The 11203-nt window shown below is 63.4% G+C and carries 11 protein-coding genes; 9 read left to right on the top strand and 2 right to left on the bottom strand.

Features of this window, described 5'->3' with window-relative positions; translation table 11 throughout:
* Positions 1 to 10: 10 nt before the first annotated feature.
* Positions 11 to 946: an alpha/beta fold hydrolase gene (locus GR167_RS13590; protein WP_160974245.1), complete on the bottom strand. Its 936-nt coding sequence runs from the start codon at positions 944 to 946 to the stop codon at positions 11 to 13.
* A gap of 87 nt (positions 947 to 1033) precedes the next feature.
* Between GR167_RS13590 and GR167_RS13585 the strand changes: the two genes are divergently transcribed.
* Positions 1034 to 1744, top strand: a complete 711-nt coding sequence (locus GR167_RS13585; protein WP_160974244.1) for a helix-turn-helix transcriptional regulator — start codon at positions 1034 to 1036, stop codon at positions 1742 to 1744.
* An 89-nt stretch (positions 1745 to 1833) separates the two neighbouring features.
* On the opposite strand, the gene GR167_RS13580 is transcribed toward GR167_RS13585, so the two are convergent.
* Entirely contained in the window at positions 1834 to 2421 is a 588-nt protein-coding gene (locus GR167_RS13580; protein ID WP_160974243.1) for a cupin domain-containing protein, read from the bottom strand.
* A gap of 285 nt (positions 2422 to 2706) precedes the next feature.
* On the opposite strand from GR167_RS13580, the gene GR167_RS13575 reads away from it, so the two are divergent.
* From GR167_RS13575 to GR167_RS13540, 8 genes are all read left to right on the top strand, one after another.
* Positions 2707 to 3885 carry a branched-chain amino acid ABC transporter substrate-binding protein gene (locus tag GR167_RS13575; protein WP_160974242.1) on the top strand — a complete coding sequence of 393 codons (1179 nt, stop codon included), beginning with the start codon at positions 2707 to 2709 and terminating at the stop codon, positions 3883 to 3885.
* A 71-nt stretch (positions 3886 to 3956) separates the two neighbouring features.
* Entirely contained in the window at positions 3957 to 4877 is a 921-nt protein-coding gene (locus GR167_RS13570; protein ID WP_212769960.1) for a branched-chain amino acid ABC transporter permease, read from the top strand.
* Positions 4878 to 4887: 10 nt separating this feature from the next.
* A complete protein-coding gene (locus tag GR167_RS13565) occupies positions 4888 to 6069 on the top strand; it encodes a branched-chain amino acid ABC transporter permease (RefSeq protein ID WP_160974241.1) in 1182 nt (393 codons plus the stop codon).
* Positions 6066 to 6842 (top strand): ABC transporter ATP-binding protein, encoded by a 777-nt coding sequence (locus GR167_RS13560; RefSeq protein ID WP_160974240.1) that lies wholly within the window; start codon positions 6066 to 6068, stop codon positions 6840 to 6842. Before GR167_RS13565 ends, GR167_RS13560 begins: the two co-directional genes overlap by 4 nt.
* Before the next feature lie 3 nt (positions 6843 to 6845).
* A complete protein-coding gene (locus GR167_RS13555; protein ID WP_160974239.1) occupies positions 6846 to 7553 on the top strand; it encodes an ABC transporter ATP-binding protein in 708 nt (235 codons plus the stop codon).
* Positions 7534 to 8694, top strand: coding sequence for a M20 family metallopeptidase (locus GR167_RS13550; protein WP_160974238.1), 1161 nt, complete (start codon positions 7534 to 7536; stop codon positions 8692 to 8694). The genes GR167_RS13555 and GR167_RS13550 overlap by 20 nt, the downstream gene beginning before the upstream one ends.
* A complete protein-coding gene (locus tag GR167_RS13545) occupies positions 8691 to 9956 on the top strand; it encodes an amidase (protein ID WP_160974237.1) in 1266 nt (421 codons plus the stop codon). Before GR167_RS13550 ends, GR167_RS13545 begins: the two co-directional genes overlap by 4 nt.
* 67 nt (positions 9957 to 10023) lie before the next feature.
* The gene (locus GR167_RS13540; protein ID WP_160974236.1) at positions 10024 to 10899 is read left to right on the top strand and encodes an NAD-dependent epimerase/dehydratase family protein; all 876 of its coding nucleotides are present in this window, start codon (positions 10024 to 10026) and stop codon (positions 10897 to 10899) included.
* Positions 10900 to 11203 lie beyond the last annotated feature (304 nt).

Below are 11203 nucleotides of genomic sequence, written 5' to 3'. Positions count from 1 at the left end.
GAGCGGCCTTCTACCGCTTGTTCAGCCAGTTCAAGATCGTGTCCGTGGTTTCTTGCGGCTTTTCCTGCTGAATCCAATGGCCGCAATCGAGGCTGACCACGTCGACATTGGGAACGAAGTCGGCCAGGTTTTCAGACTTCGGGATCATATCGCGATCGCCGTAGATCATCAGGGCTGGCACCTGGATAACCGGGTCGACCTCCTCCAAAATCTCCCAGTTGCGGTCAAGGTTCCTGTACCAGTTGATGCTGCCCGTGAAGCCTGTCCTCTCGAAGGCGGAGACCAATACGGCCAGTTCGCGTTCGCTCATCAATGGATCGCCAAGCGGCACGTCGGATTGGGCGAGGTTGATCATCATCATGCCGGGCTCCGGCGGTGCAGGGGGCACGTTCTTGCGCAGGAGATTGCGCAGGAACCGGTCGGTATTGGCGTCCAGCACGGCGTCCGCAACGCCGGGCTGCCGGTTGAAGTGAACGAAGTAATAATCGGGGCCGAGAAACTCCTCCATGAATTCGATCCACGGCTTTTCGGTCCGCGCCTGGTAGGGCAGGGCGAGGCTGATGATCTTCTTCACCCGGTTCGGGTGTAAAAGCCCCATGCTCCACACGACGTTCGCGCCCCAATCATGACCGACAAAGACGGCATCGTCGTAGCCGTAGTGATCCAGCAGCGCGGCAAGGTCGCCGGTCAGATGGTCGATGTCGAAATCGGTGACCTCGCCCGGACAGGATGAATTGCCGTAGCCCCGCTGGTTCGGGACGATGACGTGATAGCCCGCCGCGGCCAGGGCGGGCATCTGGTGGCGCCAGGAAAAGGCATGTTCCGGCCAGCCATGACAGAGCACAATCGGGTTTCCTGCGTTTTGCTGTCCTGCTTCAAAGACTTCGAGTTCGATAGCGTTGACGGCAATCAGTTTGGGTTGCGGGAAATCGTCGGGATTAAACATGGCATTTGCCTCTTGCTGATGTGTTCGGCGGCTGCCTAAAGTCTAATGGTGCCAAAATCTGACACCTTTAAATGCAAGCCTGAAAAAATGAATGCCCGCCTTAGACAAGACGCCATCGTCCGCCACCTGCGCCGCAACGGCATTGCCACCGTCGCCGAGCTTGCCGAAGAGGTGGGCGCGTCGCGCCGCACCGTGTTGCGCGACCTCGGCGCGCTGCGCGACGAGGGCTTTGTGATCCATTCCGAGCCGGGGCGCGGCGGCGGGCTGCAACTCGATCCGCAATCGGTTCAGACCACCGCGCGGCTTTCGGTCGCCGAGGTCTTTGCGCTTCTCATCAGCGTCGCCGCCATGCGCGCCGCTGGCGGCCTGCCCTTTTCCGATCTCGCGGATGCCGGGCTCGCCAAGATCGAGAAAGCGCTGCCGCCGGACAAGGTCCGCGACCTGCGCAGGTTTCTGGATTGCTTGTACGTGGGGCGGCTCGCCCCGCAGGTCGATATCTCAGATATGGGGGAAATGGACCCTGAGCTGCTGCCCGCCTTCGAGCCGGCTTTTCTGCAACGGCTGCGCTTGCGGTTCCGGTATCGTGATGCGAAAGGCGCCGTCACCCGCCGGGATGTCGAACCTCAGGCCATGCTCATCCTGCCACCCCTGTGGTATCTGGTGGCCTGGGATCCGGCGCGACAGGATTTCCGGCATTTCCGCATGGATCGGATCAGCGCCCCCGAATGCGTCCAGGGGACATCATTCCGCCGTCGGCATGTGCCGTTCAAGGAAGATGTCCGCCCCATTCGGCATTAGCCCCGCTGACCACACCGTGTGTGGCCGCAAGGGACAGCATGCCGTCCCGGCGTCCAGGTCTGCAAGCCCGGCCATCTTGTTTGCCGGGATCAGAACGTCGGCGGCGTGTTCACCCACAAAATCCGCGTCGTCCCGTCATGGGTATTGCGGTAGCGATGCGGCAGTTCGGATGAAAAGTAGAAGGAATCGCCCGCGGTGAGCGAGATGAGTTCACCATCCACGCAAAGCTCGGCCGCGCCTTCCAGGACGTAACCGATTTCTTCCCCTTCATGCCGGATATCGCCGCCGCTGTCGGCGCCGGGTTCCAGCGTGTGGATGTTCGCGTCCAGCTTGGTGTCTGGAAAGGTCGGCGACAGCCGTTCGATGAAGATCGCCGGCTGATCGCTGTTCCGGCGCACCATGACAGAAGGCCGCTGACCGCTGCGGTACAGGCTGACCGCTTCGCCGCTGTCTTCGGAAAACAGCTGCACGATCGAGGTTCCCAACGCCGCAGTGATCTGGTGCAGGGTCTTGAGCGAAGGCGACGCCTGATCGTTTTCGATCTTGGACAGCATCGACAGGGAACATCCCGCCTTCTCGGCCACATCCTTCAGTGTCAGGCCCTGGTCTTGTCGCTCGGCCCGCAACCGGGCCCCCAGATCACGGATCGGCGACAGGTCGTCGGTTTCATTCGCCATCAATTGCTCCTGCTTGGCCGGTTGGCTGCGTGTACCGGAAAGTTGCGCGCGATCCAACCTTGCCGCACGGGAACGGCGATTTCACCCGTTTGGGCTTAGTCATCCATCATCGCATAGCGTTTTTTGCACATATTTTAATCAAGATAAAATTATTGTATACAATCCCCCTCATTTCGGCAGAATTTGAATGCAATTCAAATCTTCCGTTTCAATAGTTCCTCCCAGTCAGTCCGCGCGATGCGCCGGCTGCGCCGCTTGATGGATACGGAACGAAGGAACGCCTGAATGACTTTCTCCACTCACCGACGCAAACTTTTCTCTGCCGCGCTCGCGGCGACACTGTCGCTTTCGCTGGCCGCCCCGGCCCTGGCCAAGGATACGGTCAAGGTCGGCTTCATCGGCCCGCTGTCCGGCGGCGTGTCGAACATGGGCCTCGGGGGGCGCAACTCGGCCGCGCTTGCCGTTGCCCTGCGCAACCAGGACCCCAACGCGAAATACGAATACGAACTGGAAGCGCTGGACGATGAATGCAAACCCAACGTGGGTGTGCAGGTCGCAACCAAGCTGGCCACCAACCGCAAGGTCGTCGGCGCGGTGACGCATTACTGCTCGGCCGTGGCGATGGGCACGGTGGACATCTACCACAAGTTCAACCTGCCGATGATCGTCTGGGCCGCCGTTCTGCCCGACATCACCTATGGCAACGATTACACCGAAATCCATCGCGTCAACGGCACGATGATCAACCAGAACGAAACCGCAGCCGACTTCATGACCGGTCAGGGTTACAAGACCTGGGCGATCATCCACGACACCACCGATTACGGTAAGGGCCACAACAAGTACTTCTCGCAGTTCCTGACCGAAAAGGGCGGCGAAATCCTGGGCACTTTCGGCGTCACCTCGGATCAGCAGGACTTCACCGCCGAGCTTACCAAGATCAAGGAACTGAACCCCGATGTGGTTTACTTCGGCGGCCTGACCCCGATCGCGGTGCGCATCCGTCAGCAGATGGACAAGCTGGGCATCGAGGCTCAGTTCCAGGGTGTGTCGGGTATCAAGTCTGACGCCTATTTCGCCGGTCTCAGCGGCGATCTGGCCGAAGGCACCGTGACCTTCCTCGAAGGCGCGCCTGCTGCCAAGCTGCCGGGCGGCGAATTCTTCCTGGCGGAATACGAAAAGGCCAATTTCGGTGAAGATTACGAAGCCTACGGCCCGTTCTCCTTTGCCGCGATGAGCCTGCTGCTGGACGCGATCGAAGAAGTCGGTCCCGACCGCAAGGCGGTGAACGCATACCTGGCCGACGTGAAAGAGCATGACTCGATCACCGGTCCGATCACCTTCGACGAGCACGGCCAGAACACCGTTGCCCTGATCACCAAATACGTCGCGCAAGACGGCAAGTGGGTGGTCTGGGAAGACAGTGAATATGCCGATGGCACCCGTAAGCTGACCGGCAAGTAATCCCTTAACTACAACGATTTGCGGGGCGTATCATGCGCCCCGCAGACTTATTTTTCCCCGGAGGTGAACCGATGGATATCGGTCTGCTCGGCCAGTACCTGGCCAATGGCATGATGCTGGGCACGATGTATGCTCTCGTGGCCGTGGGCTTCACGCTGTTCTTTGGTGTGCTCGACGTGATCAAGTTCTCGCATGGCGATGTGCTCATGCTGGGATCGTTCACCGGGTTCACCGCCTATCTCGGTGTCCTGGCGGTCGGCATCGTAAATCCGTGGCTGACTCTGGTGGCCATTCTCGTGGTCTCGATCACCACCACCGCAGCACTTGGCGCCGTGATCGCGCGCTACCTGGTGCTGCCGCTGAAATCCGCCCCGCCGCTGAATATCCTGCTGATCACGCTGATGCTGGGCACCGCCCTGCGCGAAGCGGTCCGCCTGTTCTATCCCGACGGGTCCAACCCCAAGGCGTTCCCGGCTCTGCTGCCGACGGCCTCGGTCGATCTGGGCGGCTTTGCCCTGCGCGCCGACAGCGCGATCCTGATGGCCGCGGGCATCGCCGTCATCATCGGGCTGAACCTGCTGATCAACCGCACCCGTCTGGGCCTCGCGATCCGCGCCGTGGCGCAGGACGAGGAAACCGCCAAGATCATGGGTATCAACTACACGATGATCGTTCTGCTGACCTTCGGCATCGGGTCCGGCGCCGCCGCCTTCGCGGGGATCATGAACGGGCTCTACTACAACGAAATCAACTTCGGCATGGGGTTGCTGCTGGGCCTGATCGGCTTTTCCGCGGCGATCATCGGCGGGCTTGGCAATATCTATGGCGCGATCCTGGGCGGCTTCCTGTTCGCCGGGCTGCAAACCGTCGGCGCCGTCGCTCTGCCCTTTGCCAGTGCCTACAAGGACGTATTCGCCTTCGGCGTGGTGATCGCGCTGATGGCATGGAAACCCACCGGGCTGATTGCCGAACGCAGCAGCGACCGGGTGTGAGGACCAAGTGATGAAAGACAACACAACCAAGACCGGCTGGCTGGGCCTGCCGCCCCTCGTGGTGGGGCTGGGCGCCGTGGTGGCCGTGGTGATCTTCGGCTGGCAGTTCCTGCTGGCCGAATCCGAACTGGAAGTCCTGGGCCTCGTGGCGCTGGCCGCCGTGGCCGGCTGGGCCGGGGGCAAGACCGGGCTGACCGGCAGCCTGAACGAAGCCATGCGCGGCCATGGCCGCACCATGAACGGCGCGATCATGATCGGGCTGCTGGCCGTGATCGGTCTGCTGAGCGAGGAACATTTCCCGCTGCTGATGCTGACCACCATGCTGCTTTACCTGACCGTCGGCCTGGGTCTGAACGTGCAGTTCGGCCTGACCGGCATGGTCAATTTCGCCGGCGCGGCTTTCTTCGGCATCGGCGCTTATACCTCGGCCGTGCTGACCACGCATAGCGCCGTGCCGCCGCTGCTGATCCTGATCGGCGGCGGGCTGATGGCCGCGGCGATCGGGTTCCTGCTGATCGTGCCGGTGGTGCGTACCGCCGGGCACTATTCCGCCGTCGTCACCATCGCATTCGGCGTGCTGTTCAAGACCTTTCTCGAGGTCAACGACGTTCTGGGCGGGCCGCAGGGGCTGATGGTCGATTCGATGAAACTGTTCGGCTGGGATTTCAACGACGGCCCGCAGCTGTTCGGGATCGAGATGTCCTTCTACGTCAATTACGCGCTGCTGGGCGGTGGCTTGGCCGTGCTGGCCTTCATGCTGACCCAACGGCTGGAACGGTCGTGGCTGGGTCTGGCGCTGGACAGCGTGCGGCTGGATGAAACCGCCTCGGCCTGTTTTGGGGTGAACGTGGTGCGGGCCAAGGTTCTGGCCTTCACCTTCGGCAACATCCTTGTCGGTGTGGCGGGGTCTTTGTACGGCATGATGATCAGCTTCATCGCGCCCAACAGCTTTACCTTCGCCGACAGCCTGCTGATGGTGTCGATCGTGCTGCTGGGCGGTTTGGGCAGCCTGTGGGGCACGGCGGTTGCCGCCGTCATCGTGGTGCTGCTGCCCGAAAAGCTGCAGATCCTGCAGGAATACCGTTTCCTGCTGTTTTCGGGGCTCGTCATCGTGATGCTTCTTTACCGTCCGCAGGGGCTGCTGCCGCGCGGCGTGCGCCAATTCTTCCCGAGCTGGAGGCCGCAACGATGAGCGATATTCTTCTTGAATTCGAAGGGCTTGCCAAAAGCTTCGGCGGTGTCCGGGCGCTTGACGGGCTGGACATGTCGGTGAAGCGGGGCGAAATCATCGGTCTGATCGGTCCCAACGGGTCCGGCAAGACGACCAGCTTCAACGTGATGACCGGGGTCTATTCTCCGACCCAGGGGCGGGTCCGTTTCGACGGGCAGGACATCACCGGCCTGAGCCCGCGCAAGGTCTACGAGGCGGGCATCGCCCGGACCTTCCAGCGTTCGCGCCTGTGCCTGCCGCTGTCGATCTTCGACAACATCATGATCGGCAACCATGCCCGGGTGAATAACGGGCTGTGGTTCAACCTGATGAACCGCCGCGGCCTGCGTCAGCAGGTCGAGGACGGCTATGCCAAGGCGCGCGATCTGGTCGCGGGGTTCTCGTCGAACCTGGCCGACCGCATGTTCGATCCGGTCGGCGCGCTGCCGATGATCGAACGGCGCCGGATCGAAATCTGCCGCGCGCTGGTGTCGTCGCCGAAGCTGCTGCTTCTGGACGAACCGTCCGCCGGCATGACCCATGACGAAACCGCGCAGTTGATGGACGACATCCTTGCCGTGCGGGACCGTATGGGCGATCTGTCGATCATCATCATCGAACACGAGATGGGCGTGATCGAACGCCTGACGGACCACTGTGTCGTGCTGAGCTACGGCAAGAAGATCAGCGAGGGCAGCTATGCCCAGATCGCCGCGGATTCCGAGGTCCAGACAGCCTATTTGGGGGTGGACTGACCCATGAGCAGTATCAAGATCGAAAACGTCTTCACCGCCTATGACAAGGCCGACGTCCTGATGGATGTCTCGCTCAACGTCGAGGCGGGCAAGATCACCTGCCTTCTGGGGTCGAACGGGGCCGGGAAATCGACCCTGATCCGGTCGATCCTGGGCCTGACGCCGCCGCGCGAAGGCCGCATCAGCGTCGATGGCAAGGACATCACCGGCGCCGCGACCCACAAGGTGATCGCCGAAGGCATCGCCTGCATCCCCGAAGGCCGCCGCATGTTCCCCAAGATGACGGTGACGGAAAACCTGCGCCTCGGTGCGTTCCAGGTTTCGGACGAGGCGCTGATCCGGCAACGGATGGACCACGTCTTCGACACCTTCCCGCGCCTTGCCGAACGCCGCGATCAGCTGGCCGGCACCATGTCGGGCGGCGAACAGGCGATGGTGTCGATCGGGCGGGGCCTGATGGGCGGTCCGCGCATCCTGCTGATCGATGAACCGTCGTTGGGCCTGTCGCCGCTTTACGTGAAGGAAAACTTCAAGATCATCGAAAGCATCCGCGACACCGGCATCACCGTGTTCCTGGTGGAACAGAACGTGCGCCAGACGCTGGCGATTTCCGACTACGGCTATGTGCTGTCGGGCGGCAAGCTGGTTGCGCAGGGCAGCGCCGAGGACCTGAAGAACGACAAGGAAGTCTATGCAGCCTATTTCGGATGACAGCGGCCGGTCGGGGGACGTCATCGACCTGACCCGCCAATTGATGCGGTTTGACACGATCAACCCGCCGGGCAACGAAGAAGCCTGCGCCGCGATGCTGCAGGGTGTGCTGGACAGCGCCGGTTTCGAAACCCGGCTGCTTCCCTTCGGGCCGGGGCGCGCCAACCTGGTGGCCTATCTGGGCGACGGATCGGGCGCGCCGCTGGGGTTCACCGGGCACCTCGACACCGTGCCGCTGGGCGCGCAGGACTGGAGCCACGATCCCTTCGCCGGCGAGATCGTCGATGGAAGGCTTTACGGCCGCGGCAGCACCGACATGAAGGGCGGCGTGGCCGCCTTCGTCACCGCCTGCCTGGCCGAGGTTGAGACCCTGCGCAAAGGCCCCGGTGTGGTTCTGCTGATCACGGCGGGCGAAGAAACCGGGTCGGACGGTGCCCGCGCGATGGCCGCAGACCCCGACCTGCCGCGCCCCGGTGCGCTGGTCGTGGCCGAACCCAGCTCCAACCGGGCGCTGGCCGGGCACAAGGGTGCGTTGTGGCTGAAACTCGCCACCGAAGGCGTCACCGCGCATGGATCGATGCCCGAACGTGGCGTGAACGCCGTGGTGAAGGCCGCCCATGTGGTCGAAAAGCTGACCGGTTTCGGGTTCGATACGGCGCCGCATCCGGTGATGGGCGCGCCGACGCTGAACATCGGCACCATCGCGGGCGGGCTGAACATCAACTCGGTTCCCGACCGGGCCGAAATCACGGTGGATATCCGCAGTGTGTCCGGCATGGACCACGCGGCGCTGCGTGAAAGCCTTGCTCAGTACCTTGGCGCGGACGTGAAGATCGAACCGCTGGTCGATCTGCCCGCGGTCTGGACCGACCCGGCGGACCCGTGGATGACCCGCGTCGACGCGACCGTGAAGGCGGTCAACGGCATCGCGGCAAAGCCCGAAAGCGTCAGCTATTTTACCGACGCCTCGATCTTCACCCCCGCTTTCGACGGGGTGCCCACGGTGATCCTTGGCCCGGGCGAAGCGGGGCTGGCGCACCAGACCGACGAATATTGCGAGGTGGACAAGCTCCACGACGCGGTCGAGATTTACAGGGGCCTGATCCGCGACTGGACGGCAGCCCCGAAGGAGGCTTCATGACCCGTATCCCCGATACTGCCCTGGCCGCGCTGGCCTCTTTCGACGACGGATCGCTGAGCCCGGAAACCTATCTGCGCGCCCTGCTGGAACGCTGCGAAGAGGTCGAACCCACGATCCGCGCCTGGTCGCATCTCGATCCCGAGGCGGCGCTGGCCGGTCTGTCCGACACGCCGGGCAAGGGCCTGCTGAACGGGCTGCCGATCGGGGTCAAGGATGTCATCCACGCCAAGGGCATGCCGCGCACCTGCGGATCGCCGATCTATGCCGGTGCCGTGTCGACGGTGGATGCCCCGGTCGTGGCGCAGGCCCGGATGGCCGGCGCCTATGCGATGGGCAAGACCGAAACCACCGAATTCGCCACCTACAAACCCGCGCCGACGCATAACCCCGCCGCCCCGGGCCATACCCCCGGCGGGTCGTCCAGCGGATCGGCGGCGGCGGTGGCCGCCGGCATGGTGCCGCTGGCGCTTGGCACCCAGACCGCCGGATCGGTGGTGCGCCCGGCTGCCTATTGCGGCGTGGTCGGTTATAAGCCCAGCTTCGACCTGATCGAACCGTCGGGCGTCAAGGCGCTGGCGCGCAGCTTCGACACGGTTGGCGTCTTCGCCCGCTCCGTCGCCGATGCGGCCCTGTTCGCGCAGGCGGTCACCGGCCTGTCGCTGCTGGACGCGGCGCAAGGTGCCGAGGCGCCTTCGGTGATCGGGCTGTGCCGGTCGCCGGTCTGGGACAATGCCGAACCGGAAATGCAGGCCGCCTGGGACGATCTTGTCAGCGCCCTGCGCGGCAAGACCGCGATGTTGGATGTGGAGCTGCCCTCGGCCTATGGCCTTGCCTGCGATGCCCATCCCCGCATCATGGCGCGCGAGGCCAGCCAGGCGCTGTCCTATGAATGGCACAGCCACCGCGACCTGATCAGCCCGCAACTGCGCGACATGCTCGAACAGGGGATGGCGGTCAGCGAACGGGCGCAATCCGAGGATCGAGACATGATCGCAACCCTGCGGCACCGGTTCGCGCAGGATCTGGGCGACACGCCGATCCTGATCACGCCCTCCGCCCCGGGCGCCGCACCGCGCCATGAAACCGGCACCGGGTCGCCCGAGTTCAACCGGCTGTGGACCCTGCTGGGCGGTCCCTGCGTCAACGTTCCGGGGCTGCGCAGCGCCGATGACCGGCCGGTCGGGGTGCAGGTGGTCGGCCCCATCGGTCGCGACGCCGACGTGCTGCGTGTCGCGGCGTGGTTGGCCGATATCCTGTCGTGATCTCCGCTTTCAGGGCGCTCCGGTCCCCTGAAAGGAAATCTATGTCGGAACAGCAAGGGAAAGCGAAATGAAGAATATCGTCGTGACAGGCGGAAGTGGCAAAGCGGGGCGCGCCGTGTGCCGGGATCTCGTTGAACAGGGCTACAATGTTCTCAACGTCGATATGCTGCCGTCGCCGGACCCGGTCTGCCCGTTCTACAAGGTCGATCTGGAGGATCGCGGGCAGGTGATGGACGCGCTGCAATGGACCGGCGGCAAGGACCACCCGTTCCGCAGCTTCGCCACCCCCGATGCGGTGGTGCATCTCGCCGCGATCCGGGCGCCCGACCTGCAGCCCGAGGACGTGACCTTCCGCAACAATATCATGTCGACCTACAACGTGTTCGACGCCGCCCTGCGCACCGGCGTCAAGCGCATCGTCTGGGCGTCGAGCGAAACCACGCTGGGGCTGCCGTTCAGTCCCGACAACCCACCCGCCTATGCGCCGGTCGACGAAGATCACCCGATGCGGCCCGAAAGCGCCTATTCGCTGTCGAAGGACCTGGGCGAGGAAATGGCGCGGCAGATGCAGCGCTGGAACCCCGGCTCCACCTTCATCGGCCTGCGGCTGTCGAACGTGATGGAGGAGGCCGATTACGACCGCTTTGCCGGCTGGCAGGACAACCCGAACCAGCGCCAGTGGAACCTCTGGGGCTATATCGACGCGCGCGACTGCGCGCAGGCGGTGCGCAAGTCGCTGCATGTGGATTTCGTCGGCGCCGATCACTTCATCATCGCCAATGCCGATACCGTGATGGAAAAGCCGAGCGCCGAGCTGATGGCCGAGGTGTTCCCCAGCATCGAAATCCGTTCCGAACTTGGCGACCACGAAACCCTGCTGTCGATCGACAAGGCCCGCAAGGTGCTTGGTTTCGAGCCGGAATTTTCCTGGCGCAAGGTCTAGGTGGCCTGCAGCACTTCGCACAGCGCCGAACAGGGCAGGGTTGCCGCAGCGACAGTCCGGTTCCGGCCGCCCGTCGCGTATAGGCATGTCTGCTTCGGGCCGGGGGCGATGGGAAACCGAGGATCGAATGGCGGAATCAGAAGGCGCAAACCAAGGCGCCCCGGCTCTGGGCGGGTGGAACGTTCTGGGGCAGGCCGCTGGCCCTGTGATTGTGTGCGATTAATTTTTGGGCGCTTTCGATTGAAAAGGTCTCTGCGAGCTCTGTTTGTGGCCGGCAAGCCAATAGAACGTCTTCTCGACCTTG

Source organism: Thalassovita mangrovi, assembly GCF_009857745.1.
Taxonomy (GTDB): Bacteria; Pseudomonadota; Alphaproteobacteria; order Rhodobacterales; family Rhodobacteraceae; genus Thalassobius; species Thalassobius mangrovi.
Note: the sequence above shows the minus strand (reverse complement) of the source record. Positions and strands in the feature narration are given on the sequence as shown.

Excerpts from the sequence above, each read along its gene's own strand:
- GR167_RS13585 (WP_160974244.1), top strand. The coding sequence starts at position 1,034 with ATGAATGCCCGCCTTAGACAAGACGCCATCGTCCGCCACCTGCGCCGC.
- GR167_RS13560 (WP_160974240.1), top strand. The coding sequence starts at position 6,066 with ATGAGCGATATTCTTCTTGAATTCGAAGGGCTTGCCAAAAGCTTCGGC.
- GR167_RS13590 (WP_160974245.1), bottom strand. The coding sequence starts at position 946 with ATGTTTAATCCCGACGATTTCCCGCAACCCAAACTGATTGCCGTCAAC.
- GR167_RS13580 (WP_160974243.1), bottom strand. The coding sequence starts at position 2,421 with ATGGCGAATGAAACCGACGACCTGTCGCCGATCCGTGATCTGGGGGCC.
- GR167_RS13555 (WP_160974239.1), top strand. The coding sequence starts at position 6,846 with ATGAGCAGTATCAAGATCGAAAACGTCTTCACCGCCTATGACAAGGCC.
- GR167_RS13545 (WP_160974237.1), top strand. The coding sequence starts at position 8,691 with ATGACCCGTATCCCCGATACTGCCCTGGCCGCGCTGGCCTCTTTCGAC.
- GR167_RS13550 (WP_160974238.1), top strand. The coding sequence starts at position 7,534 with ATGCAGCCTATTTCGGATGACAGCGGCCGGTCGGGGGACGTCATCGAC.
- GR167_RS13575 (WP_160974242.1), top strand. The coding sequence starts at position 2,707 with ATGACTTTCTCCACTCACCGACGCAAACTTTTCTCTGCCGCGCTCGCG.
- GR167_RS13540 (WP_160974236.1), top strand. The coding sequence starts at position 10,024 with ATGAAGAATATCGTCGTGACAGGCGGAAGTGGCAAAGCGGGGCGCGCC.
- GR167_RS13565 (WP_160974241.1), top strand. The coding sequence starts at position 4,888 with ATGAAAGACAACACAACCAAGACCGGCTGGCTGGGCCTGCCGCCCCTC.
- GR167_RS13570 (WP_212769960.1), top strand. The coding sequence starts at position 3,957 with ATGGATATCGGTCTGCTCGGCCAGTACCTGGCCAATGGCATGATGCTG.